Raw genomic sequence first — 25,276 nt, forward strand, 5'->3', positions numbered from 1 at the left:
TTCTACCGCCCGCAGGAAAGTTGGAATAGAATGAAGCGGTCTTTCCTCTTGGTGGGATGCTCTCGTTTCATTATCTCAACGGCAAGTGTTACCGGAATTCTTTTCGATGAATGACCAATGGTTTTTCGAGATTGGCGACGGCAATACCTATGGGCCCTACCCATTGGAAAAGCTCCAGAAATGGGCCGAGGCGGGCAACTTGATGCCCACGCATCGGGTGCGCAACGTCGATTCCTCGGAATGGGTTATTGCCGCTTATGTACCAGGACTTGAACTGACGACGGTCATTCCTGACTCCGTTGAGCAGGGCGAAAAGACTGAGCAAGCTCCGAGCAACTCCTTGGGCACCCTGGTGCGCGGTTTAGGTCGCAAGCACAAAGAGGGGAATGGAAAAAAATCAGTACCGACGGATCCCCCTGACATCGTTGCGATGTGCAACGAAATGCTGAAGATTGCCTTTCTGCGGGGCGCATCGGATCTACACATTGATCCTGAACGCAATGTCACACTAGTGCAGATTCGCGTTGATGGCGAACTGGAAACGATCCGTAAGCTTCCCAAGAATCTGCACAATCCAGTTGTGAGTCGCTGCAAGGTGCTCTCCAACATGGACATCGCCGAGCGTCGTTTGCCACAGGATGGGCGATTCGTTCACAGCTTCGATGAAGAAAAACGCAAAGTGAGCATCCGGGCTGCCTGCCTCCCAACGACCCACGGCGAGCGCATGACCCTGCGACTCCTGGCACTCGAAACAGAGGAATTGACTCTTAATCGGTTGGGCATGTCCCGCAGGACCTACGATACTTTTGTAAAATACGCCAGCCAGCAGCAAGGCATGATCTTGATGACTGGGCCCACAGGGAGCGGCAAGTCAACGACACTCTACGCTGCACTTCGTCATCGTCTGGCAAACTACCCTGGACGAATTATTACGGTTGAAGATCCCGTGGAATTCGACATCGTAGGTGTTGCCCAGGCTGAAGTAGATACAGCGGACAAGGTGCAGTTTACAACCGTCCTTCGCAATATTCTTCGTAGCGATCCTGACGTTATTATGATCGGGGAGATACGCGATTTTGAATCGGTCGACATAGCCATCAAGGCCGCCCTCACGGGGCATTTGGTGTTCAGTTCACTGCATACCAACTCTGCAGCAGGTGTCGTCACACGGCTAATTGACATGGGGGTGAAATCATATCAAGTTGCCGCAACATTACGACTGTGTGTCGCCCAGCGGCTTGTCAAACGACTCTGCTCGCAATGCCGCAAGCCCCGAAATCTCACGGCGGTTGAAGCAGCCAATCTAGGCAACCCAACCTTGGAGGGGAGCATTATCTACGAACCGGGTCGGTGCGAGCGTTGCAACGAGCGCGGATTTCATGGCCGAGTCGGCATCTTCGAAATGCTTCCCGTCGATGACGAACTCATCCGGCGCATTGTCGCGAATTGTGATGAAAGCCAAATTGTGGATTATATGCGAGAGTGCAAAATGCCACGTCTACGAGACGACGCTGTAGACAAACTTTTAGCCGGAGCCACCAGCCTCGATGAAATTCTTGGCATCCTTATTTGGTAACGCGGAAACTATCAGCCAAAAATAATGCGCAGGATGTATCCCACGAGTGGAATGCCAACTGCCACGACAGCTGTCACAGCCGGATGGCGGTTTAATTCACGCTCCAAAAATCTGCGACCGCTTTGGAATTCTCGTAGTTGGTTGGCGATCTGTCGCCCTTTTTCCGCTACATCATTGAATCGCTTCAGATCGCGCTTAACCTCTGCCTTGCCCACCTCTGCCAGTGCGTCCAGCTGTGTCCCTCCTATGAGTACCTTACGAGCCTGAGCGATCTTGAATCGACGAAGGGCCGCTTCACTTGCCAGCTTGGCATCCTCGATGGAAACTCCATGCTCCGGCTTATACCTGAATGAATTGACCACGGTCTCACGCCAACTCAAGAGCTCCAAGGTCAATTCCGGACTCAGCATGGGTACTCCCATCAGTTTCACATCGTCAACATCCCAGGCGGATTCGACGCCGTAGGATTCCAATACGGAAAGGATTGAAAACGTCAGGCCAGGAATCCGAGCAACATTATCTTGCAGTAGCTGTCCCGCCAAGTAGCGATTCAGTTGTGCTGTTCGCTGAATGGCGAGCACGTCTTGCAATTGGTCTTCTTCCGACTGGTAAATCTCGTAGGCTTTCTTGAGATCTGCGACCGAAGCATTAAACTGGCGCTTGCGACTTTGATATTTGGCCATTATCAGCCTTGCCCCCTTGGCAAGCTGCGCCTGATTATCCTCCAGTTTTCCTAAAAGTTTTCCACCACGTTCCCGCTGTTCACGACCCGCTTTGCTAAAGATCAAGTATGCGGCAGCCCCGAAAGAAGCAATCGCCCCGAGACCAAGCGCAGGTAACCATTTGATGCCAAGCAAACACAGACTTGCCGCTACCACCATCCCACTGGCTGCCACGTCAGAAAGAGTGGCAGGTGGGGATTTCGATAACTTTTTGGGTTTAAGCACGCTGGGCAGTTTTAACTGGCCTGGAGACAAATCGACGAACTCTGGGATAAGTAAACGTTGTATTTTCTGATCCAGGGCTTCCAGGCGACCTACGGAAATCTTCGAGACGCCACCGTCTGTGAAGAAAAATGCCGGTCCTCCCCCGTCTTCTATACGGCACCAAGGGCATTCCTTGAGTTGATTGAAGTAAATGTGCGAATGGTCGTAGGAGCAAATACTTCGTTGTTTAATGAGCAATTCGAGTTGCTCAACCCACTGGGGGGGAGCGGGACGACTCTGCTGGTCGCCGTTGCTACGGAAAGCAGCCTCAAACATCTCCGCTAAAGGAGTCGGAAGATCGTTAAGCAAGAGCGAAGCAGGAGGAGGATCGACTTGAGTTTCCTCTCGATGCCGTGAGAAAGCGAAGCGGCGCTCGGCGATGGCAGATTCGATGGTCAAATCCCCTTCGCCAAGGTACCTACCAGCAAATGGATGGCGACCCACATAAAGCAGGTGAAAGATGACAATTGCCAACCCGAACGCATCGTGATCGATCGTGCGTTGGACATTTCGTAGCTTCAGTGACTGTAACTCCGGAGGTGTGAAATGAGGTGTCCCTACCGGACAAGGAAAGACCTGTCCGCCATGCTCAAATTGAAACGAATCGCAGTCAATAAAGCGAACGCACATATTTTTGTCGACAAGCATGTTACCCTGGTTTACGTCCCCGACAATCATGCCTGCGGAATGGAGCGTTTCGAATGCTGCCGCGACATTACGTGCTGCCAAAAGCAGATGATGCCAGCGAGCTTCGGGAAATTGGCGCCGCCGATTGGCCGTGCCATAGAGATCATGCAAATGGTACGAGTCGGCTACCCGCGGCATGATGATCCCGAGTACGTCGCGACTTCGCGGATCATGGATCAGCGATCGTGGCCACGCGGAGATGGAATCCAATTCTGAGGTCCGCAACGAGACCATGGCCCGAATTTTGGCGAGCATCTCATTAGATAAGGGTCGCTGGTGGTAGAGCTTGGCAACAAGAGAGTCTTCGCCCTCAATATCGTAAACGCTCCCCTCACCCCCTTTACCGATGGCCTCCCCGAGAAGTATCTCGCGACCCTGGGAATCAAAAAGTTTTGGGGAGTTAGTCATTAGTGAGCGAGGCTAAGAGGAGTGTCTTGTCGTCGTCGCTTCGGCTTGCAACGGAGGATGACCGGAGAAAAATTTCTAATTTTTCGCCTAGGCTCTGCCAATCCGGAAGCGTTCGTAATGCTTGAAACAACGGCCCAAAAAAAGGGGGATGCGGGGTTCGGGTGTCAAATCGAAGTGCGATACGTTCGATACCGTCAGTGAATAATGCCACGTTGTGGAAGGCATCAGATGTAACATAGGACTGAATACGATCACGATATTCTTTGGAGGTCAGGAATGTCGTTGTATTGATATATTCCCCAGATTCAGGCCAAAATACGACGCCACAAATACCTGCCTTTTCGAGCACGATCGCTCCATCACCGATCTGGAAGAAACATGAACCGGTAGGAGACAGAATAGCCGCACAGATGGTAGTAGCGAATTCTGCTGACAAGGATTCACGAAGTTTGGCTTCCTCTTCGATTCGTCCACGGGCAACTTCACACCACTGCAGAATGTGTGACTCTTCTACGTTTGCAATCGTGCCATGCTTCTCCATATACGCATCTATGCATTCGACGATCGCGCTACAAGCCACTAGCGATCCGACCGCACTATGCTTTGCAGACCCTGCTCCATCCGCTACGCAAGCAACCAGTGTACCATCGGATTTCCCATCCAGAATGCGCACCCTGCTATTGTCTTGACAGGGGATCTCGTCCGCCAAATGTGAAGCACCTTGCACGCTGCGAAAAATTGGACGCCAGACGCTTGCCATATCAGATTTGAGCCCAACCACGTGGGCCAGTAGTGGGATCTTCCAGAGGGACTTCGTCGCCGGGCGACGAACGCGAGACCGCCTGCTGTGAGTTGGATAGCCAACTGAATAGCTCGCAGAATTTCGTTCCCTGCAGCCAGAGAGGCTTGCGCACACTGATTTCATCGAGAACCGTCATATTGGCTCCCTCGACCCCAACGGCAAAGAAGCAAAATGACTTTTGCTGTTCTCCGCTGTGGACTCGCGAAATGACTGGTTTCCAATGATCGTTCGGCTCGCCATCGGTGATCAAGAAGGCCCAGGGACGATAGTAGGCGATGCCGTTATCTCGATAGCTTGCCTTACGCTCTTCGATCATGTCCAGGGCCAAGCTGATCGCTTCTCCCATTGGCGTTCCGCCGATCACGTTCAGTTTGGGAGGGTTAAAATCCAGTGCTGTGGCAAATTCCACTAAACGAGTAACCCGACCGCCGAAGGTGACGATTGCCACCTCTACCCTCTTAGCCGCCAAGGGGTCGGCCAGCAGTTCATTCCGATAGGTTTCCAGTCCCTTATTTAGCTCCGCGATTCGTGGGCCGTGCATGGACGTAGAAGTATCCAGGATCAGCACGCAAGGAACCCGAGGTTCGGGATTCTCAGCGAATTCCACCGAATCAAACGCGTTTTCAGCAGAGATTTGGTCCATTTCCACCCCCAACTTTCGCACCGGGCCGAAGGAACGCTAGCAAACTGGGACCGCCCCCAAAGGCGACCAGTTCGCAGTGACAAGAAGCCCAGTATGCACGGATTGCTAGCACGTTTCAAGCCATAGCGACAATCTGAAAGTCCCTAAATTAACCTCTAATCGGATTGACCTATACTGCTTGCAATCGTGAGAACCGCCGTTTACCGAGCCTTTCGATGTTCGTATTCTCCCTAGTCGTGCGAAGCAGATTTCGCACCCCGCAAGAAAACTCTCCTAGGGAGCATGACCATGCAAGTTCGCTTTTCCTTCTTTAATTCATCCCAATTCAGCTGGTTCGCACTCCTGGCAGCGGTAACCTTTGCTTATCCAGCCATAAATTGTATTGCACAAGAATTGCGGATCGAGACAGATATCTTTGCTGAGGATGAAGAAGAACCCTTAAGCCGGACAGTCACGCTCTTTGATTCGAATACGGTATTCGATTTCACAGAGAATCCCCCTGCGGTTGCCGTGTTCCGCCCACCCTCTCCCTCACATGAGGGCCAATTCATCTTGCTCGATTTGCAGTCGGAGAAGCGTACCGAGGTTTCTACGCAGCGTATTACGGGACTCATCGACAAACTGGTGCGCTGGGCGCGGGATCAGAAAGATCCCTTGCTAAAATTCTGTGCGGATCCACAGTTTGAAGAATCCTTTGATGCCTCCACAGGTATGCTCAGTCTTACCAGCGAGATGTGGAATTACCACGTCGCGACGGTTCCAGCTGATGATCCCACCACATTAAAGCGTTATCGCGAGTTCACCGATTGGTACACACGACTCAATACCATGATGCATAGCACTCCCCCTCCCGGACCACGGTTGGAACTCAACAAGGCCTTGGAAAAGCACGGTGTTGTGCCCGTCGAGATCCGTCGCACCGTGGATTCCAGTGGCTCAACTCTCCGAGCAGTCCACCTATTTACTTGGCGGCTGTCACGGGAAGACCGCGCAAGATTGGAAGAGGTACGTCGCCACCTTGCTACCTTTGAGAAGGTAGACAATGCGAAATTCATTGCGCAACGTTTTGAGTCGGAACTGGTTCGCGGGCAATCTGAGTAACGAACTCTCGCCCGAATTCCAAGCCTACGCGGTAATGAGTTCCAATTCCCTAAGCAGCGTGTGGGAAGGCCTTGATTGCCGGCTTGTCCGTTTCTTCTTCGTCGACCGCTGGATGAACTCGCAGGGCAAACTTCGGCGGGCTACGGCGTTCCTGGACGAAGCCACGGGTTCCGACGCGGAAGAACTCGGCGAATTCAGCAGCAACGCCCACAGGAAAACGGCCTTCCAGAGCAGAGACCATCTCGCGGAACGTAAGCCCTTCTCGATAGATCAGGCGGTAGGCTGCCTTCAGTTCCAGCACCTCTTCACGAGAGAAACCGGCTCGTTGAAGTCCAACTTTGTTGAGCCCGACGATGAGAGCTGTCGCTCCATCGGTAAGTACAAACGGTGGTAAGTCCTGTACCACCTTGGTGCAACCTCCCACCATTGCCAGGCGGCCTATGCGACAATGCTGATGCACAGCGGCATTCCCGCCGAGGCAGGCTCGATCCCCTACCTCTACGTGCCCACCTAGCATGACGCCATTAGTGAGTATCACGCGATTGCCGACCCGGCAATCGTGAGCCACATGGGCACCTACCATGAGCATGCAATCATCACCGATGGTAGTGGTTTGATCTGCTTGAATCGCACGATGCACCGTGGAATGCTCGCGAATGATGTTTCGTGAGCCGATCATTACGCGGCCCGAATTCGGAGGACGATTCGCGTGCTGTGCAAACCCACCCAGCACGGCTCCTTCGCAAACGGTATTGTCCGCGCCCAGGGTAGTGCCACTCTTAATTGTGACATGGCCAGCTAGCTTGGTTCTGTCTCCAAGAACTACGTCAGCTTCGACGATGGAGAAAGGGCCGATCTCAACATCGGCACCAACTTGGGCCAGCTCACTGACGATTGCGGTTGAGTGAATCATAGAAGTTGGGTCCTTGTGTGGGCCGGATCATAGCAAGGTGTGCGATTTAGCGAAACGTCGAGCGGAGCCAGCAATTGGGGGGCAAAGTTGGCAGATTGCCCTCTCCCTGGTAGTATCGGATGGGAGGGTTATGACGGGTTAGGTTCACTGGCATAACCGGTCCATTTTGACAGGAGGGGTACGTGACGAGTCCCGAGCCCCTGGGCTAAGCGTGCTATCGTGCATTACACTCAGGTGGTCGGGCGAATCCAACTGCTAGCACTACCCTATAGCCCAGCTTTCACACAGGAGCACCGAGAGCCATGAGCGATGAAGTACGTCTCTATGACGAGGCCGACCAACTTAAAGCCGCTGGGGAATTGGAAGAGGCAGCTAAGAAGCTAGGCGAAGCGATCGCCATCAACGACGAGTACGCGTTGGCCCACTCAGCACTGGCCGTGGTCTTGCAGAGGATGGGCAAACATGAAGAAGCCCTTGAGCACGCTCGCAAGGTAAGCGAGCTGGAGCCGATGGATCCCTTCAGTTTCACCGCCCTGAGCGTCACCTATCAACGTGCCTACGCCGGCACTGGCAATATGGACTACATCCGTCTTGCCGAAGAAGCAATGGAGCGCAGTCGGCAATTGGGTTAGAGTCGAGGGAAAAGTGTAAGTCGAGCAGGATGCGATAGCTTCCAGACGGTTCTGAACTGGTGCGAACTTTTCAGCTCATTGAGTCTAGAAAAACCAGTGCCTTGCGTTCGTCATTATATCTTTTCGGGGTGGTGTGTTTAGAGACTATTTTTGGGCCAAAGTAGTTTCGAGTGGCCAGGCGCGAGGCGCTAGTCAGAATTATGATTCTCTGCGCCGAGGGAAAAATGACCGAAATCATTCCGCAAACTGTATTCCCCCTAGCCTCTGCCCTCTAACATCTAGCCTCTATTTTGTTGAGGGCTGGGGGAAGATTTTCACTGCGGAGTCGCAGGGTCGCAGAGGGGAGGATGGGTGGTTCTGCTGGCTGAGGGATACTCAACGCTTCGGAAGTATGTCGGCCAGCAGGTTCACCCATCTGAATTGGCCTACGCATCGAAAGATGGGTGCAAGCACGCCATCCTACGAAAGACCCTAGCGACGATTGGCTTGCCGCGAAGGTAGGTGACCGGACGGATGTAGCCACAGCATTCCCCCCGGTAGACGGGCTTATTTTTGTGTAAACGTTTTTTTATTAAATAACCCCCTCCATTTTCAAGAGACTCACTCGCTTCAAATCATTGGCAGATAACGACTTACGTAGCATGCGGCCGTTCAGTTTCTGGGGAGTTTTGTAAAACAAAACTCGACTCCCCCGCGAAAAAACTCCATGTGCTTCGCGCCATCGGAGGCCAGGCGCTCTACCGACGGATCTCTAGCCCAGTCGCCGGTCTTGGGCAACAATAAAACAATTCGATTATCAAGGTACTTGCCTGGTGGATGGCAAGACACATTGTACTAACCAGAGTGGCACAATTTCTACTAAAAAAGTGACGAGTGGAGAGAGGGGGAAAGCCGTTAGCCGGAACGAGTAATCCAGAGCGGGACCTAGCCGTAACCAAAATTCGTGGAACAGGAGTTAACCAAGCTAACAGAGTAAATGCAAGTAATAAAGAAAGAAGCACTTATTTCCGCTAATTTTCACTAACCTGGATTAGCGCTGATTAGCGTGGATTAGTGTTCCTGATTCTATCCTTTCCATTCCCTCCGTTTTCTTTGTTACCTCATGTTCAATAAATTGATGCAAGCTGCCAAGATTTGTATCATTACTCCCACGGAAATAGAAGGAATAGGAGGAATTGGGGAATGGAGGAATGTTCATACTACGGCTACAACCGAGTTCTCATCCGTTAGGGTGAACACCATCATGCAGGCTCAAAGTGAAAACAGTTGCCGAGCCAGTAATTTGAATCCACGGTGTTTGCTGCTTCAGGCTTATTAGCTATTAGCTGTTAGCATTTAGCCAGAAAAAAGGCGAAACTGCGGCGATCTCTGGCTAAAAACTAATAGCTAACGGCTAACAGCTTACTTTGAGATTCTAACAAATCGCGCGGCCAAAAACTTGCGCAAAGTTACGACAAACTGCCTCTCCCAATACCCTCCCCCGGGAGGGTCGGACGCGGTAGCGGCCGGGGAGGGGATTGGAGAAATCTTGGTATTGGGTTAGGCCCTGACTGCCAAAGCAGAAAATACAGCCACTCACGCCCAGGTATCGGAACGACCCCAATGCGATGAACCCAGCGCTTGCTTCACTCAGATGAACCCTATTTGGCTGGATAGAAGGAGGCAAACCAGGGGACCGCCTCCGACGATTCACACAGGTCCGATACTGCCCCCCCGCAGGAGGGTATTTGGGGGGCAGCCCATCCAGATTTATCTAGCGGCGGACGAGAAAACCGAGGGACTTAGCGAACTGCCGTTTCTGGCGGCGGTTGTGCACGCAGACTGCTCATATGTGTGCGTCAAGGTGTAGTCACTTCGATTACGCTTTTCACTGACGCGAACTCGCTGAGGCGTCGGCCGAGGCGAGACACCTCCAGCAGTTCGCCAAAGTCCTAAACCGCCGCGGCTGATGCATCCTCAGCAGGTTTGGAAGGACCGTTCCTCACAGCGGTCAGATTCCCAGCCGTTAGTTAATAGAAACACTCAAAATAGACTACTGGGCGATCTTAATTGCGTGATTGGGGGATTTGGAGGATAACAGAGATGTGCTTGTTCTTGACTCTATCCTGAATTGTGAGCAATGGGGGGTACAATAATATGACTCAGAGAATTGAGCTACTCGTAAGCGTTGCGATTGTGCTCGTACTAGCCAGTTCTGCGATAGGTGGAACTGCTTGGAATGTCGATTTCCAGGGCGATAGAGACCACCTCAGACTATTTGGCCAAACCAACCCCGTTGACCATACAGAACTTGGCATCTTTTGGAACACGTTTGAAGTTCAGGCATTCAATTCGACGACCAACAGTGAATTCGAATCGAATACTTCGATGACACTTCTAGATGCCTTTGGAAACGACGAGGGTGTAGCTCTGGCATTTTCTGGAGACCTCGTTGGGTGGGCCGGTTCATCCGGGGCCGACTCGCTTGTTGGTGATTACCTGATTCTTGCTTCATTTGCCGGTATCGACACGAGTTCTGTTTCGTGGACAGTATCGGGCCTGGACGCGAATACCGAATACGATCTGACTTTTTACGCACATAGCACGGGAGGCACGGGGAGCCCTGTCCGAGGCATAGACTATGCGATGAACGGAGGAGTGTCCTTCACACAAACGAATGCCGACGCTCCAGTCACGGTACGAGTGCTGACAGAGGTTAATGGAAAAATTTTTGGGACCGCAATGAATATGCTGGAACCAGACGCGGAAGGAAACTGGGCAGGGTTGCAGATTGAGCGAGTCCCCGAACCCTCCACCCTTGCCCTAGCAACCCTCACTCTCCTCGGCATGAGTTACTGTAGCCGCAAACACACATAGACTAAATCACAGTTACTCCGCTTACAAAAGGGATGGGGCCGTTAAAAAGTCTGTGGCTAACTCGCAGTTTCCTGCGGCGTGCACAACCGCCGCCGCTTCAAATGGCAGCCCCGTCCAAGTACAGCGGTTTGGCACGCCGCCGCGTCCTGGACTTTGCCGTATCTGGCGGCGGGCAGATTCACGCCACACTCAAAGTGTCGTGTCTAACTGTGGACGAAACGGCTCAATAGTGAGGATGACCGGCGTGACTTATTGCTAAAGGTCTCATCGTATCGGACGATGTATCCTGCAAATTTGGTGCACATGCTGTTACAATGGACGGCGTTCTGAAACTAGAGCGTTCCCAGACCGGACCCGAATTGGAAATCCCGGATTGAGAGGCCGAATGCGTGTAATCGCAGCCATTCATGTCGCTGTGGCACTTGGTCTGGTAGTAGCGATCGGTGGTCTATGGAATTGGGGCGATCCGTCGGAGGCCATTTGCTGGGGTTTCCCAACGATTCTGCTGCTCACAATGGCCTGGGGTCTGTGGAGACGTCAGGCTTGGGCTCTTGATGTTGTATCGATCGCTTACCGACCAATGTTTGACGTAGGAATTGTACCCTTACTTTTATGTCTCTCATACTATTTTCTAGTTCCGGCTAGGGGGATCGCAGTCTTGCACGTTTTCGCGGCTTTAGGGATTCTTCTTCTGTTCCCAGCCGTACTCGTTACGGGCTCGACAGTTTGGTTCTTGAAACGGCGAACGTCCAGTGAACAGAAGAAGGGACAGGACGATTTGATGGAGTAGGGCGAAGAAAGCAGCTATAATCTTCGTTGAAGGCAGCCTTGGTCTAGGTGAACTTTTCTCGGTGAAGCTCTCGAAACTAATATCGCCATCATAAAGCGGCGTGAAAAAAATCTGGGCTATAACAGCTTGCTGCTAAGTTCAACGCCATTATCGTCCGCCGCTAGATAAAGCACCTTGGCTAAGTTCCGAGGTTTGGCACGCCGCCGCGTCCTGGCCTTTGCCGTATCTGGCGGCGGTCAGGTTCCCCGCCGCACTTTGACTGTGTACGTAAAATGCATTCGTTAAGCATCACAGATTCGGCTCATCGGAGCCGAACAAGGGGCAACGGCCAAGAACAGCCTTGAAAATTGTTGCAATTTAAAGGCTCTGGGAGGAGAAATGTGAGAATGGGGTGTGAATTAACCCAATACAGGTTCAGATTAGAACCAAATGGCATATCTGATATAATGCGTAAGGGCACAAGGACGGCAGATTCTGGGCCGTGAGTGCCAGACCACATGGCGTCGAGAGACTTCGTTTCCTTCATTTAGAGGAGTGAGTCCGATGTGGAAAGTCGTGGCAACCTTAGCTTCAATGGTAGTCTGCGGAGCTGTAACTCTGTTTGTGACGGCCCTCGTTCTGATGGAACTAGGCTCACAACATCATAATAACAAGGACTACTACGGTAGCCATCCAGCGTTGGTCTTGGGACCCGCGGTCCTGGGCTTCCTAGTCCCGTGGGCATTGGTGTGGTTGCTCGACAAGTTCGTAAACCAAGAAGCATGGAAAGTCGGACTTCTGGTCTTCGTGTCGCTGGTGCTATGTTTAGCGATAAGAGTATCGCTGGGTTAAGTTGCTGTGGAGACATACAGTCTACTGACTCTCTTGCGGCGGCGTGCACAGCCGCTGAAGAAAACTGTGTTCCAACTAGTTCCGCGGTTTGGCACGCCGACGCTGGATAAGTGCTGGCCCCTTTATTTGGAGTAGGTACAATCTAGTGAGGTGACTGGTCATCCACACTCACTCGGCGAACGCTGGGAGGGCTTTTCGTTGGTTTCGTGCCGTCCACTTCTGCAGACGCTCACGATTAGCATTTTTCACGAGAGGTAAGTAAATGAAATCCGGCTTAATCCTTGGTCTGGCCACCGCCGTTCCGGCATTTCTTGTTCTCTTGATTCCTATGGGCGAGCCCACATCTGCCATTGCAGCGTTAGTAGCTGGAATCGTACTCTCGGCAGTCTGCGGACTACTTAGTCCAACACGTCGCAAATCAACCTGGGCCAAGGGTAAAGTCTTGGTCGTCTGGTGGACCGTTGTTGGTATTCTTGTTGGCGTTGCTGAGGGCTTTGCTGCCGGAGTTTTTATCGACGTTCCTCCTGGTGATTTTCTTGCCATGATGGTTGCGGTGTTAGGCTCACTATATCTGGGAATCTTGGGGAGTAGTGTGGGGTTCGTCATCGGCCTAGCCCATTCCTACCAATTACGCCCATCCCAATTCACGAAATTCAGTCTTCGCTCACTGTTACTCGTCGTTACCTGCGTCGCCGTCGTTTTGGCAACTATCGCATATTTCCTCGCCCCACAGAGCGAGCAAGGCCGGTTAAAAGAACAAATTGAGCATTTGGAGCAGGAGGCTCGGATGTTGGATGAGAAAGCCGAGCAGCTAGGCCACTATATCGAGGGTTCTGAAAAACCACCTGGATGGAATGTACATGTGGACATGGCGAGAATGAAGGGCACGCCGATGACTGATGCAGAGCAAGAGGAGTTACGCATCCGTATGTTAGAAATGGAGCGTGGAGAAGTGGAGAAGGCTCACAAGGCCGCAGAAGAAAACCGAAATCTAGCGAATGAAAAGCGAGAGCTGCTCAAGCAGATCGAATAGCCCATTTGCCAGAAACGGCAGCCTTGACTAAGTACAGCGGTTTGGCACTCCGCCGCGTAGTAGCTTATTGCCTTTCAAGCTCCGGGGCGACATGTCCTAGGCGCACAAGCGTGCCAACCTAGAAGGCAATCTCCGCGAGCTCGGTTGATTTATGCGGCACCACAACAAGGTTCGATCGCTCCGACGATTCCGGGAAATTCCCCAAGATTCTTGCTAGGGCGCTAGTCACGGGGAAGTGGGTGCATTGGTAGAATAGGGGCTGTGCGCCGACAAGCTTTCGGTACGGTCAGTGGGAAGCTTACTTTCGTTCACATGCCAAAAATGCATTGACCAACATAGGGGCTTAACCAATTATGAAAGTCTCCACAGCATCATTTTTATTCGTGCTGGCCACGCTTGTCAGTGCGGTCAATGCTGCAGTTACCTTTGATTGGGCCACGGTCGGGAATCCTGGAAATCTCGGCGACAGGCAATATGTTCAAGGTCAAGGTAGTTTCGGCGCTGTCAATTATGTCTACCGTATCAGCAAACATGAAGTCACCAACGCCCAGTACACCGAGTTCCTGAACGCTATCGATCCGATGGGGTCAAAGCCGAATTTGGGCGGGAGTGATCCATTTCTCTACACCCACTTCATGTTCACCAACGCAAACGGCGGCATCAACTTCAACGGCGGCGCCGCCAACGGTTCGAAGTACCAGGTCAAGCCAGGACGCGACAACAACCCGGTTACCTTCGTGTCATTCTTTGACGCGATGCGTTTCACAAACTGGCTACAGAACGGCCAAGGCAGCGGCTCGACGGAATCGGGGGTTTACACGATTGGCTCGGGCTACAGCGAAATTCGCAATCCGAGCGCCACGTACTTCATTCCCAGTGAGGATGAGTGGTACAAGGCGGCTTATCACAAGAATGACGGCGTGACAGCCAACTACTGGAGATTTCCGACATCGACCCATGCCACTCCGTACAGCGACCAGCCGCCCGGGAGTGGCTCGCCCACCCAGTCGAACACAATGAATAGCAGAAATGATGACGGCATCGCCAACGGCTACGACGACGGTTATGCTGTCACCGGTTCAACGAGCACCAGCAGCACGCAGAACTATCTGACCGATGTGGGCGCCTACACGGCATCGCTGAGCCCATACGGCACGTTCGACCAGGGGGGTAACGTGTTGGAGTGGAATGAGGCTGCCATTTTCCAAAGTTCTTTTTCCCGCGGTCTTCGGGGCGGCAATTGGACCTGCTCTTCCAGCTGCTCGATCGCGTCGCCCCCACTATACTCCTACACTGGGACCGAGAGCGAAGTCATTGGTTTTCGCGTCGCAAGCGCTGTCCCCGAGCCAAGTACAAACCTGTTAGTAGCATTCGCAACCCTGGGATTGATGATTTGGAGACGAAGGTTAGGGTGAAGATTACTGCCGGTCCCAAACCCTATCGGCTTTAACGACCGCCTCTAGTTAGGGCATGGTAGAGGTAGATCGATGACTCCCCACATACATCTGGCCGTCGCTTTGCTGGCAAAAACCACCGCTCTGGACCCTGGCTCTTCGGTGAGGTTCGGCCTTCTACACACTCTGAGGACACACCCGAGCTCTACGCCAAGTTCACCGCGTGCACACTGTCACTCCCAAGTTGGTTGAGAAAATGACTCCGTTGCGGGGTAGCAGCTTCTCTGAGGATGTCTCAAACCTGCGTTGGGTTAATGAGATGTTGGCACTTTGAATTGCGACATAAGTGTAGAGACTTGAGCGTCCGAAGATTCATCGGCTATTAGACTTACGGCGACTGGTGCTAACAAACCAACACTTTCCGGCAGCGTAAAGTGTAGAGTTATGGCTACAGATTCCGTGGTGATTCAAAAAAGTTTGGGAATTTCGTTGCAATGGGAGTTGGGTGGTGTTAGCATTGCGCTTGATTTCAGTTTCGATACGAAACGCTCCAAAAAGGTAAGCTAACCAAAGCCGCCACGAATCCATGCACTTGACCGCCTTCTGGCAGTCAGCGGCGCGAGATTCGTGACGGCTTTGTTTCGTTTGAATTCGACCGATTCTTAGTTGGTCTGTGAACACCTACCTGATTGAGGAGAACAAGATGATCGAAGTGCACTATGCCGCAGCTCTCACTATAGAAGGAGCTACATCACGAGATCGCTAAAAATAGGAATGGTTTTTCTAGTGGTGGCCTTGCTGTCTCCAACGGCCGTAGCGTTGACGAACTTGACCGTCAATGGAGATTTTGAATCCCCTTCAGCTCCTGGTTTCGTAACTTTCAACGCGCCGAGCAACTTTCTCGGATGGAGAGTTACGAACGGCGGAGTAGATGTCGTCGCGGACAACTTCTACGCGCCCGCATCGGGGCATCAGTCACTGGATCTCAACTCCGTGGCGAGCGGTTCTGTTTTTCAAGACGTTGCCACTAACTTCGGTCAGGCGTATCTATTCGTATTCTCATTCGCTGCCAATCCCTTGCCCGATAACCCTGCATTCCCGTCGCCAGCCATCAAAATAATGGAGGCTCGATGGAACGGCACGGTCCTGGGCACTTTCGTACAAGACACCACGGGGCACACGGCGTCGAATGTTGGCTGGCTGGATTACGCTTTCGGTGTCTTTGGGACGGGTGTTGATCGGATTACATTTACTAGCTTGACGGTCGGATCCGCCGGTCCGGCGATCGATAATATCCGCTTGTGGGTTGTTCCCGAGCCATCGACCTTTGTTCTTTTATCGGGCTCGATAACCCTTCGGTTGCTCGTTCGACGGGGATGTCAACTCGTCACACTACCGGTTTTAGCTCGAAGAATCTCGCCGCAAAGCGGTCACGAACAGAACCTTAATAGAGATTATCCACAATGAACGTCACCAAATTGACTTTAGGAGCTGCCTGTGCGTTGCTCCTCAGCTCGCAAGCGTCGGCGAGAGACATCGTCGGAATTCAGAACTTTCGAATCGTCTCGCGATTGACGGGATCTGCCTCCCAGAACCGAACCGACGCCGTCGGAGTTGGCGGCACGGATCTTGGCCATATGGTCAACCACAACGGCAAGACCTATTTTCTCTTCGGCGATACCTTCACCGGCGAGACTCCGTTCGTCGGCGGGGATTGGCGGCAAAACGCGATGGCATGGAGCACGGATTTGAATCCGAGCAACGGCATCACTTTTGACGGCTGGGTGACTCGACCTAACGGGACTGCCAACCAGGTGATCTCACCGGGCAGTCAGCCAGTCACCTACATTCCTACTGGTGCAATAAGCGTCGGCGACAAGATTTACGCTTGGTACATGCACGTATCCGACTGGAATGGGTGGACGCTCAGCCATGCTGGGCTCGGCTGGTGGCGGGAAGGGGATAGCCAGTTCACCAACGTGCCCAACTACCGCTTCGAAAATCCGGCAGGTGGCGCCTACACGACCGGCAATGGTACCCTGGGTGGTAACTTCGGCATGGTGGCCGCGAGGGAGGAGTCAAGCTCGCCCGGGTGCTGCCAGGCCTGATCGAAGATTTATCTGCATACCGCTACTTCGATGGCCTGGTCGCGGACGAACCACAGTGGACGACCAGTGAATACGATAGCAACAAGCTGATTCAGAACAGCGTTGGCGAGATGTCGGTGATGTATAACGAGTTCCTCGGAGCATGGACGTTGATGTACATTACTGGCGGCGCCGAACCCGACTTCGAGATCCGCCAAGCTGAGTATCCGTGGGGACCATGGTCCGAACCGATCACTGTCGCCGATTTTTCACAGGCTCCGGGGCTCTATTCGCCTTATATGAATCCGCTCTACGTGGAAAACAAGGGCGAGACAGTGTACTTCACAATGTCGCTTTGGGGTCCGTATGACGTTTATCTCGCGAAGGTGACACTCGTATCCGTACCCGAGCCGCAATCTGTAGCTATGTTTGGTGTCGCATTGGCCGCGTTTGGCATGGCCACATTGCGTCGCACTCCATGTCATCCTGTATGGGTATTGGTCTCGGGGCAGCTTGGCGGGATCGCAATGTACGTAAGGCTGTCGATCGACGCATGATTGTGAAACGTGGAACCAAGGGAGGATGGACCAGTTTCAGCAAGTTACGCTGGATGCTAAGTTGCTGAGGTGTTTCTCAGATTGAGACACCTTATAGAATCACCAGTCCACCGGCTTTGTGCGACTCGCTGAAACGTAGGCTCTTCTCGTTTGCACGAAGTTTCAGCGAGACGGAAACACAAAGCCGCTGCAATAATCGATTGGAATCGGTAGCCAGCGGACGTTACGGATAGTAGACACCAGCCGTTTAACGGCTTCGCAGAGACGTCCGAACGCCCGCTTGCTTCGCCCGATAACGGATCACTCAGATGACGCTCAGCAAAGCTCTCTATAAGGTTTCCGCCAGGACGAAGCTGGACTACCGACTTACCTTCTTCCAACTTAAGGAGATTCAATCGTGAACGAAAACCCCAAACCTGGCCTCTTCATTGGCATCGACTGGGCCGACCAGAAGCACGACATCCATGTCATCGACCGTCAAGGCAAGGGATTTCACCAGCAGTTCGAGCACTCGGCCGAGAGCATCCACGCTTGGGTTGGCGATATGCTCAAGCTCGCTGGTGGACAACCCATCGCCATCATGCTCGAGCAGTCTCGCGGAGCACTCATCCATGCGCTCATGTTCCGAGAGAACGTGCTACTCTATCCGGTCAACCCCAAGCAATTGGCCCGCTATCGTGAAAGCTATCCTGGCGTTGGCAAGAACGATCCCACGGACGCCATGTATCTGGCGCGGATGCTGCGTGAACGAATCACGACGCTGAACGTCTGGCAGCCTGACGACGAAAACACGCGCCTGATTGCCAATTTGTCCCAGCAGCGGCGCAAGCTCGTGGACGGTCAAACGAAACTGCGACTGCAGCTAACGGCCCTCTTGAAGTCGTATTTTCCCTTGGTTCTAGAGATTTTCGGCAAGCAACATCAGCTGCCATTGTTGCTCAGTATACTGCGCCGATGGCCCGACCCTCGCCAATTGCGTCGCGCGGATCGTCGACTCATTTGCCGCGTCCTGTGTGAGCACTCTCTCCGCAACGAACAGCAGCAGAAGGAGATCATCGAGCGTATTCGTGCTGCTCAGCTACTGACCCGCGATGACGCGCTGATTACTCCTTCGGCGATGTCGGTCAAGCTGTTGGCCTATCAAATTCAGCAAGCCCAGAAGATGATCAAGGAGTTCGATGACGCAATTGACGAAGCGATGAAGCAACATCCCGACGCACACTTATTCGCGAACCTGCGTGGCGCCGGTAGCGCGCTGGCGCCTCGCCTCCTCTGTGCGTTCGGCTCGCAGCGTGACCGCTGGGAAGATGCCGAGAGCGTGGCGTCGTTCAGTGGGATCGCACCTGTGACGAAGCAGAGCGGCAAGCAGCGCCACGTCCACCGGCGATTCGCTTGTCCGAAGTATCTGCGGCAAACGTTCCACGAGTTTGCCGACTGTGCACGACGACATTGCCCATGGAGCAAAGCCCGCTATCGTATGCTCCGGGACCGCGGGATGAAGCATCACGCGGCGCTGCGAAAGATCGCTCGCAGTTGGATCCGAATCCTGTTTCGCGTCTGGAAGACACGAGTACCCTTTGACTGTGATCGCTACATCGCCAACCTGAAACAGCGCTGCCCAGACATCGTTCCCTACTTCGCCCAAGAAAACTGACAATTATTCCCAAGACCACTTGACGACAACTCAGATGCCTCTGCGCATTGGAAAAACCCCTTCGAGCTGGCGGGTGATGCATCCTCAGCGAGTTGGCCAGTTGCCAAACTGATCGAAGTCAGATTCACCTCCGCAGCCAAACGGTCACCCCACATCCGGATGAGAACTGACTCCGATGCGGGGTAGAACTTTCTATGAGGGTGTCTCAACCGACGCCGATTCGATGGCAAACTGGCACTATGATTGATGACATGGGTTTAGAAAAGGCGTGGTGCGAAGATATTGACGTATTTAGACTAATGTCGACGAGTGCGTCAATCCAACTTTTTCTCGGAAGGAGACGCTTGGGTGTTTTGGCCTGTCGGATGCTCCATCAAACCAACGTTTTATTGGAGGTGCCGTTTGCAGTTTGCAGGACATTCGAGCTGACCGGAAGTTAACCTCTCGTGATACCTGCCAGAGGCCTATTCTTATCCAGGATTTGGACGACTTATCTTAAATTGCGGCCAAAACCAGAGCACCTGGCGGCTCTAATCGAAGGGTTTCAGCAAACGGGCGATTGTGATCGACCCCGGTAGTTCCTGGTGGCAATAAACCAAGCACCGCGGCAATAGATGCAAAGAGACATTCGACGAAGCGCTAGCCAGTTCCGTCGAAGAACACAAGATCGATACTTGTATTAACTAAGTCGCTTTGATTTGCTTTATGGTCGAGGGCGGAACCAACGTCGCAAATCATACGGGCTCCACGCCGGTCGGGCTTGGGAGACCCCTCGATGAAACTCATGGAAGGGGGATTGCTTCGCGAGGTCTACTAATTCATACTGGTGAGCTGGACGGTGCCGTCCTAACTCATCTCTCCTGCGGGAGGCGGTTCCATGAAAGTTGTAGAGCTGTTTGTTGGCGCGTGTTGCTTGTCGATGGCCTGCGCGGCTAGTTCTGTCAAGGCGGCCCCAATCATCTCGGTCGACGTGCCGATCGCTCAGCCCCTGGCCGTGGCATTCTCGCCGGACGGTCGGCAAGCGGCGGTCGGCGGCACGGAGACGATCGGCAACGTTCCTAACGACGGAGTCGTTGCTTTAGTGGACGTCGAAACGGGAACGCAAAAGGCACTGCTCCGGCACTCTGGCGCAGTCAAACTTGCCTCCGGCGGAAGCTCCGCCTCTATGAATATTATTCACGACCTAGCGTACGCGCCGGACGGGAAGTTACTCGCCGTAGCGGCCGAACTGGGTTTACACCTGTGGAACACCGCTGACGGATCCGAGTCAGCGACGCTTGTAGGCGACAAGCCTAAGGAATATGTCGGCGGGATTTCTTCGGCCACGTTTTCACCCGATGGAAAGCTTTTGGCGGCAACCTTGGGTTGGAAAAGCAAGGTTGGATTGTGGGATGCCGACACGAGCGCGCGACTCCGTGAAATCGAGGGCAGCGGTCACGCCGACTTGGCTTTCACGGCGGACAGCCTGCACTTGGTTTCCGCGGAGCACGGCAATCTCGTTCGCCTCTGGCGTGTCTCCGATGGTCGGCAGTTAACAGAGGTGCATGCCCAAATGGGTCCGCTCTATGGCGTTGCGATCGATCCCGCAGGGAAGCTCCTGGCGGCAGTCGGCGAAGGTGGCGAGAAGATGTGGAGGTTAGGGAGTACGGCGGACGACCAGTGGCGATTTACCGATGAGGTGCAGCTAGTAGGCCAGACGGGGCCTGTGCAGAGCGTAGCCTTCTCTCCCGATGGGAAGCTGTTGGTCACTTCAAGCGCCAGCGGCGTCGTGATGCTCTACGACGTCGAGACGCGCGCTGTGTGCGGGGCGTTGTGGGCCGGTGGGCCTTGCGCATTCTCGCCCGACGGAGAGCGCCTGGCAGTTGCCGAGACGGTGCGCGGGAGACGCGAACCTAAGAGTCGATTCTCGATTTGGAGGGTGGCTGACTTGTTGGACGGCGACCGACTGGCCGAGCAGTCTCGCATGGCGGCAGAAACATTGATCCGCATCGCGTCGTCGGACCGGCCGAATTACGACGCCCAGCCGCGAACGATCGCGGTGTTAGCCGTCCCGCAGGCCGCTGCGGCAGCGCCGGCGCTGATCGACGCGCTGACCGATCCCAAGATCAAGCGGAAGAAGCTCGTTGCCATGGGACTGGGACGGATCGCAGCCGTCAGTCGCGAGGCGGTCGCCGCCTTGACCAAAGCGCTGCGCGAGGACCCGGACGTCGACGGGCGGACTGACGCGGCCCTGGCCCTATCCATGACGACGCCTGAGGCGGCGGAGTTCGCCGTGCCTGCGCTGACGGACGCGGCATTGAACGACGCTTCTCCCGCCGTCCAGCGTATCGCCCTGCGTGCCTTGGAGAAAATCGATCCGATAGCGTTTCGCGAGACGGTGACCAAGCTGCGGGCCCGCGGCCCGGTGCGGGCGAAGGTCGAAAAGCGCAACGACGAGTTCTACTACCAGGACCGCTCGCTCGATGATTGGATGGACCGACTCACTCAGTGCTTTATCCCAAACGAAATCTTCGGGCGGCCAAGCCCGCAGGAGCCACTGGCCGCCATCCGGGCCATGGGCGCCGACGCCGTCCCGACGCTTATGAAGGCGCTTGAGAGCACCGAATGGTCGCGGCGACAGGCCGCGGCAGCAGGACTTGAGATTCTGGGTCCCGCGGCGGCAGTCAACGCGGGAGTCAGCGAGGCGGAACTGCAGCAACTCATTCGAGCCGCCGTCGCTCCGCTATCCCCTCCAGCCGTCGCACCGCCATCCCCTCCAGCAGTCGATCGCGCCATAGTTCGCCCAAAGAAGCGATTATTGCTCGAGCCGGGCACGGTAAAAGCGTGGCCGACCGGTGCGACGCCGATCGAGATCCGAAATCCGAGTTTTGAAGACGACAAGATCGCCGACGGCAAGTGGCTAGGGGGGCAGATCAGCGGCTGGACGAACGTCACGCGCGAAGATTTTGCTTACGGCGCCCAAAATCCAACGGATGCTCACTTTGCCAAAGCCAACGACGCCGACGGCCGGCTCAGTGTGGTCCCTGACGGCGCCAACGTCGCCTTCAGCTACGGCTGGGGTCGATCGCGGGGTTCGACAATCGCCCAGGTGCTCCAGGAGGTTTTAAGGCCCGACACACGGTACTACCTGAACGTCGAGGTAGGAAACCGGCTGGATACGAAGATGCCGAAGTACAAAGTACAATTACTAGCCGGCGGCAAGGTGCTGGCGGGGGACGACAACATGCTACGGCCCAAGCACGGTGAGTTTCTTACATCGCGGGTCGAGTATGTCAGCGACGATCGCCCGGCACAACTTGGTAATGTGCTCGAGATTCGCCTGTCAACGTTTGACATGGACGACTCCACGGGTTGGACGCAAGCAGAGTTCGATCATGTGCGACTGGTGAGCCTGCCCACAGCAGAGGCCAACGAGCGACCGTCCATTTCCCTAGCGTGGCCCCACGGCAAACCAGAGGACCGGTGGTTGATTGCTCGTGCGCCGACGCCCGCAGGGCCATTTTCGGTGGTTGGCCAAGTGACGGGCGGAGAGGGCGCATTCGTCGACAGCGACGCGAGGTTGCAGCCCGCAACGACCTACTACTATCAGGTAGAAGGCGACGGGGCCCAGTCGACGGTGAGCGCGGTGATTGGCGTTACGACGCTCGGAAAGCACTAGCGTGCGACACGACTCGTGATGGAAGTGTTGGGCTCCCTCCAAACTTTGCCCATACCTTCTACTAGGTGCATCATGTAAGAACCCGTTCGAACACGGTTTAACTAATCGTCCGGCAGCGGCCTAGGAGACTGCTGGACATTTAATGGAGGAAATAGTGCCATGGTTGTTTTGCAAACAGTGCGATCGAGAATAGTATGCGTAGACCAGCAGCTGGCTACCAACAGCAACGATTCGGTTACTGACAGATCCCACCCCGACCCTGCGTTGGCCTCCCATTCGCGTACTTGTCGACGTAAATGGATGATTAGCGCCGACGCGCCGCTTAGCCAATTCTTGTTGGCAGGAATTCTGCTCATCATTAGAGACCCGAATGGCAATGAGACGAAGCGATTGGCACTCGAAAAAGGATCTCGGGTCGAAATTGTTGAAAACACGTCTCTGCAGACTCCAAGCGATCCATTAAAGCAATCAAGTAGCAAGCCACCGAATGTCAATTCGCTAGAACTCGTCGACGATCAACCTTCCGGACGATTCACGGTCTTTGCGCCAACTTACGAGCCAACAGCAACCCGTCTGTTGACGGAAATGATGACGTCGGTAAACAAGCCGGATTCAGTCCACGTCATCGATAAACTATCGGACATCGGCGCCGACGATCGCGACGTAGTGCTGCTAGTGATGGACAGTAAAGCATTTCTCGAAATTGGCGACTACGATCCTCAGAATCTGAAACAGCGAAAGGTGATCGGCATCGGATACGGTGCCGCCAAGCTCTTCGGCGAGTTGGGTCTGGAGATCAATGGTGGCGCTTGCGCACACGGAGTCCAAGGCCCACCGCGAATTTCCATGGAACCAAATAGGCTGATCGTTGAATCCCGCGTTCCGGCTCCGTTGTTCGTATTTGAGCCTCCCGTGATTGACGCCGAGCACTATCACAACGACTTGTTTTTTGGAATGTACATCGGTGATAAAAAGCCAATGCGCCGTGACTTGGTTGACATCATCTCCCTCCAAACTGCCGACAAAAAATACGCTCCGATTGTTCGACAAGGAGTTAAGGTGTTGATTTGCGTCGATGCACCTGCGGACCAATGGTCGAAACCTTTTCGTCAACTGGTGAATGAGATCGCGATTGCTCTTGATTCTCATCGACCAAAATGATGCGCAGTGTCACAGTTGCTGACCTGCGCAGCTAGTGGAGGGGCCGTACACGAGCCACTATCCCTGCTGCTGATATTTGCAACTGCAGTCTGGCGTTGCCGACCCGCATTGACAGAGCCGAAAAGCAATTCAATTGAGAGAATGTCAACAAACCACCGTCTTAAAATTGGCTGAATCGCTTCAGTGGGCGTTCTAAAACCCGTCGTTGCGGTAGCTTCTTGACACAGATTTTTCGTGCCGGAAAGTCATACGTGTTCTCAGACTGAGACGCTTCGACTTTTTGTCCCGTTAGATGCGTTAATCAGCCAACCTTTATGATGCTCTAGAATACGCTTTGAGAACTAAGTTTTAGATTCGCCGGTCGTTCAGAAAAATGCTGAACAACTTCGCTAAACGATAAATCCAGCTGTCACTGGCCTGTTTTTAAGAAATGTCATTGACAGTGCCAATCCGCCAGCCGAAGATTGGGTATGCACGTCCCAATCCGAGGTGCACTCTTTTCACAAGACTTGTTTGGAGGACTAATCTACAGCAATTGACTCAACAAAGGATCGTTCTGTACTCACGAAGACTTTCTTTTACCCCAATCTGCCAGAAGGTGCTCGCACCTTTTGGTACCTGTAGCCGACGTGCGGGAGAAATCGCGAACACTTTTTTATTGCGCCGACCAAGTAAGTCGGATGAGGTTTACATACGGAGTATTCGAAATCTGAAACGATTCCAGGCACAGCCATATGGGAAATACCGGATCAGACTTTAATATGCGGCCGACCTCGCGCCGACTTTCATGTGGTGGTTCACAGTTCTCGTCTCGCCGTAAAAATGCGTGTGCAGATTGGTTTCTGGCATGAGCGAATTCCCGGATACTCCCACGCAAGCCGAGGAAATTCAGGCGGAGTTGGAACGGTGCCGCAATTACTTGCGGTTCCTGGCCGACATCAAACTGCATCGTCGGCTCCGTCGCCAAATCGATCCCTCCGATATGGTCCAAGAGACTATGCTGAAGGCATACGCTGCCTGGGATAAGTTTGCTGGGAGCGAACCAGGGCAGCGAGTGGCCTGGTTGAGGCAGATACTAATGCGAACGATCCTCCACGCGCTACGTGATGCTCATTGTGCTAAGAGGGATATTGCTCGCGAGCAGCGACTGGAAGGCCTCATCGAGGAGTCGTCTCGCAGGATAGAGCAGTGTCTGGCCGCTGACGAATCATCTCCGAGTGCGGCCGTACAGCAGGCAGAAGAATTGATGAGAGTTGCCGATGCCGTCTATCAGTTGCCAGAGGCGGAGCGCATCGCTGTCGTGGGATATTACTGGCAGGGGGGCACGCTTAGTGAAATTAGTGAAACTTTGGGGCGCAGCGCGCCAGCCGTGGCTGGACTGGTCCATCGAGGCTTGCGTCGCTTACGTGGGCAATTGATCGATATGGATTCTCGGGAGCTGACAAATACCTGACACCGACTGACTTTCGCTTGACCATACTCCTTGGGCAAGTGGCGTGTAGGTGAT

Annotated in this window: 19 protein-coding genes and 1 pseudogene; 16 read left to right on the forward strand and 4 right to left on the reverse strand. The window is 53.8% G+C overall.

Annotated elements, in window-relative coordinates; genetic code table 11:
• Positions 1-106 precede the first annotated feature (106 nt).
• Positions 107-1,576, forward strand: coding sequence for an ATPase, T2SS/T4P/T4SS family (locus Pla144_RS01190; RefSeq protein WP_146447498.1), 1,470 nt, complete (start codon positions 107-109; stop codon positions 1,574-1,576).
• Between the two features lie 11 nt (positions 1,577-1,587).
• Here Pla144_RS01190 and Pla144_RS01195 read toward each other — a convergent pair whose 3' ends face one another.
• Genes Pla144_RS01195 through Pla144_RS01205 form a run of 3 tightly spaced genes read right to left on the reverse strand, consistent with a single transcriptional unit; the run spans position 1,588 to position 5,102 of the window.
• Positions 1,588-3,657 (reverse strand): helix-hairpin-helix domain-containing protein, encoded by a 2,070-nt coding sequence (locus Pla144_RS01195; RefSeq protein WP_146447499.1) that lies wholly within the window; start codon positions 3,655-3,657, stop codon positions 1,588-1,590.
• Complete coding sequence (locus Pla144_RS01200; protein ID WP_146447500.1) at positions 3,650-4,417, reverse strand: PP2C family serine/threonine-protein phosphatase; 768 nt, start codon at positions 4,415-4,417, stop codon at positions 3,650-3,652. The genes Pla144_RS01195 and Pla144_RS01200 overlap by 8 nt, the downstream gene beginning before the upstream one ends.
• 1 nt (position 4,418) lies before the next feature.
• On the reverse strand, positions 4,419-5,102 hold the full coding sequence (locus Pla144_RS01205; protein WP_197530307.1) for a vWA domain-containing protein: 684 nt from the start codon (positions 5,100-5,102) through the stop codon (positions 4,419-4,421).
• Positions 5,103-5,390: 288 nt separating this feature from the next.
• On the opposite strand from Pla144_RS01205, the gene Pla144_RS01210 reads away from it, so the two are divergent.
• On the forward strand, positions 5,391-6,203 hold the full coding sequence (locus Pla144_RS01210) for a hypothetical protein (RefSeq protein ID WP_146447501.1): 813 nt from the start codon (positions 5,391-5,393) through the stop codon (positions 6,201-6,203).
• 49 nt (positions 6,204-6,252) lie between these two features.
• Here the strand turns inward: Pla144_RS01210 and lpxA are convergent, their stop codons facing one another.
• Entirely contained in the window at positions 6,253-7,116 is an 864-nt protein-coding gene (gene lpxA, locus Pla144_RS01215; RefSeq protein ID WP_146447502.1) for an acyl-ACP--UDP-N-acetylglucosamine O-acyltransferase, read from the reverse strand.
• Between the two features lie 302 nt (positions 7,117-7,418).
• Here lpxA and Pla144_RS01220 point away from each other — a divergent pair, with 302 nt between their 5' ends.
• From Pla144_RS01220 to Pla144_RS01280, 14 genes and pseudogenes are all read left to right on the forward strand, one after another.
• Positions 7,419-7,748 carry a tetratricopeptide repeat protein gene (locus Pla144_RS01220; RefSeq protein ID WP_146447503.1) on the forward strand — a complete coding sequence of 110 codons (330 nt, stop codon included), beginning with the start codon at positions 7,419-7,421 and terminating at the stop codon, positions 7,746-7,748.
• A gap of 2,136 nt (positions 7,749-9,884) precedes the next feature.
• Complete coding sequence (locus Pla144_RS01225; RefSeq protein WP_146447504.1) at positions 9,885-10,604, forward strand: PEP-CTERM sorting domain-containing protein; 720 nt, start codon at positions 9,885-9,887, stop codon at positions 10,602-10,604.
• A gap of 101 nt (positions 10,605-10,705) precedes the next feature.
• Entirely contained in the window at positions 10,706-10,834 is a 129-nt protein-coding gene (locus tag Pla144_RS25260) for a hypothetical protein (protein WP_261342306.1), read from the forward strand.
• 155 nt (positions 10,835-10,989) lie between these two features.
• Positions 10,990-11,394, forward strand: coding sequence for a hypothetical protein (locus tag Pla144_RS01230; protein WP_146447505.1), 405 nt, complete (start codon positions 10,990-10,992; stop codon positions 11,392-11,394).
• Between the two features lie 543 nt (positions 11,395-11,937).
• A complete protein-coding gene (locus tag Pla144_RS01235) occupies positions 11,938-12,225 on the forward strand; it encodes a hypothetical protein (RefSeq protein ID WP_146447506.1) in 288 nt (95 codons plus the stop codon).
• A 262-nt stretch (positions 12,226-12,487) separates the two neighbouring features.
• Complete coding sequence (locus Pla144_RS01240; protein ID WP_146447507.1) at positions 12,488-13,258, forward strand: hypothetical protein; 771 nt, start codon at positions 12,488-12,490, stop codon at positions 13,256-13,258.
• Between the two features lie 353 nt (positions 13,259-13,611).
• Positions 13,612-14,673, forward strand: a complete 1,062-nt coding sequence (locus Pla144_RS01245; RefSeq protein WP_146447508.1) for an SUMF1/EgtB/PvdO family nonheme iron enzyme — start codon at positions 13,612-13,614, stop codon at positions 14,671-14,673.
• Positions 14,674-15,441: 768 nt separating this feature from the next.
• The gene (locus Pla144_RS01250; protein WP_197530308.1) at positions 15,442-16,119 is read left to right on the forward strand and encodes a DUF642 domain-containing protein; all 678 of its coding nucleotides are present in this window, start codon (positions 15,442-15,444) and stop codon (positions 16,117-16,119) included.
• Positions 16,120-16,289: 170 nt separating this feature from the next.
• Positions 16,290-17,062: pseudogene (locus Pla144_RS24990) on the forward strand (DUF4185 domain-containing protein); the annotation flags it as partial.
• A gap of 24 nt (positions 17,063-17,086) precedes the next feature.
• A complete protein-coding gene (locus Pla144_RS25410; RefSeq protein WP_391580953.1) occupies positions 17,087-17,296 on the forward strand; it encodes a PEP-CTERM sorting domain-containing protein in 210 nt (69 codons plus the stop codon).
• 397 nt (positions 17,297-17,693) lie between these two features.
• Positions 17,694-18,950, forward strand: a complete 1,257-nt coding sequence (locus Pla144_RS01265) for an IS110 family transposase (protein ID WP_197530309.1) — start codon at positions 17,694-17,696, stop codon at positions 18,948-18,950.
• A gap of 877 nt (positions 18,951-19,827) precedes the next feature.
• Positions 19,828-22,608, forward strand: coding sequence for a hypothetical protein (locus tag Pla144_RS01270; protein WP_146447513.1), 2,781 nt, complete (start codon positions 19,828-19,830; stop codon positions 22,606-22,608).
• Between the two features lie 159 nt (positions 22,609-22,767).
• The gene (locus tag Pla144_RS01275) at positions 22,768-23,769 is read left to right on the forward strand and encodes a hypothetical protein (RefSeq protein ID WP_146447514.1); all 1,002 of its coding nucleotides are present in this window, start codon (positions 22,768-22,770) and stop codon (positions 23,767-23,769) included.
• Positions 23,770-24,616: 847 nt separating this feature from the next.
• Complete coding sequence (locus Pla144_RS01280) at positions 24,617-25,222, forward strand: sigma-70 family RNA polymerase sigma factor (protein WP_146447515.1); 606 nt, start codon at positions 24,617-24,619, stop codon at positions 25,220-25,222.
• Positions 25,223-25,276 lie beyond the last annotated feature (54 nt).

The organism is Bythopirellula polymerisocia (assembly GCF_007860015.1).
Taxonomy (GTDB): Bacteria; Planctomycetota; Planctomycetia; order Pirellulales; family Lacipirellulaceae; genus Bythopirellula; species Bythopirellula polymerisocia.

What these genes read in the sequence shown, in the direction of transcription:
- Pla144_RS01190 (WP_146447498.1), top strand. Translation starts at nt 107, where the DNA reads ATGAATGACCAATGGTTTTTCGAGATTGGCGACGGCAATACCTATGGG.
- Pla144_RS01195 (WP_146447499.1), bottom strand. Translation starts at nt 3,657, where the DNA reads ATGACTAACTCCCCAAAACTTTTTGATTCCCAGGGTCGCGAGATACTT.
- Pla144_RS01200 (WP_146447500.1), bottom strand. Translation starts at nt 4,417, where the DNA reads ATGGCAAGCGTCTGGCGTCCAATTTTTCGCAGCGTGCAAGGTGCTTCA.
- Pla144_RS01205 (WP_197530307.1), bottom strand. Translation starts at nt 5,102, where the DNA reads ATGGACCAAATCTCTGCTGAAAACGCGTTTGATTCGGTGGAATTCGCT.
- Pla144_RS01210 (WP_146447501.1), top strand. Translation starts at nt 5,391, where the DNA reads ATGCAAGTTCGCTTTTCCTTCTTTAATTCATCCCAATTCAGCTGGTTC.
- lpxA (WP_146447502.1), bottom strand. Translation starts at nt 7,116, where the DNA reads ATGATTCACTCAACCGCAATCGTCAGTGAGCTGGCCCAAGTTGGTGCC.
- Pla144_RS01220 (WP_146447503.1), top strand. Translation starts at nt 7,419, where the DNA reads ATGAGCGATGAAGTACGTCTCTATGACGAGGCCGACCAACTTAAAGCC.
- Pla144_RS01225 (WP_146447504.1), top strand. Translation starts at nt 9,885, where the DNA reads ATGACTCAGAGAATTGAGCTACTCGTAAGCGTTGCGATTGTGCTCGTA.
- Pla144_RS25260 (WP_261342306.1), top strand. Translation starts at nt 10,706, where the DNA reads ATGGCAGCCCCGTCCAAGTACAGCGGTTTGGCACGCCGCCGCGTCCTG.
- Pla144_RS01230 (WP_146447505.1), top strand. Translation starts at nt 10,990, where the DNA reads ATGCGTGTAATCGCAGCCATTCATGTCGCTGTGGCACTTGGTCTGGTA.
- Pla144_RS01235 (WP_146447506.1), top strand. Translation starts at nt 11,938, where the DNA reads ATGTGGAAAGTCGTGGCAACCTTAGCTTCAATGGTAGTCTGCGGAGCT.
- Pla144_RS01240 (WP_146447507.1), top strand. Translation starts at nt 12,488, where the DNA reads ATGAAATCCGGCTTAATCCTTGGTCTGGCCACCGCCGTTCCGGCATTT.
- Pla144_RS01245 (WP_146447508.1), top strand. Translation starts at nt 13,612, where the DNA reads ATGAAAGTCTCCACAGCATCATTTTTATTCGTGCTGGCCACGCTTGTC.
- Pla144_RS25410 (WP_391580953.1), top strand. Translation starts at nt 17,087, where the DNA reads ATGTCGCTTTGGGGTCCGTATGACGTTTATCTCGCGAAGGTGACACTC.
- Pla144_RS01270 (WP_146447513.1), top strand. Translation starts at nt 19,828, where the DNA reads ATGAAAGTTGTAGAGCTGTTTGTTGGCGCGTGTTGCTTGTCGATGGCC.
- Pla144_RS01275 (WP_146447514.1), top strand. Translation starts at nt 22,768, where the DNA reads ATGGTTGTTTTGCAAACAGTGCGATCGAGAATAGTATGCGTAGACCAG.
- Pla144_RS01280 (WP_146447515.1), top strand. Translation starts at nt 24,617, where the DNA reads ATGAGCGAATTCCCGGATACTCCCACGCAAGCCGAGGAAATTCAGGCG.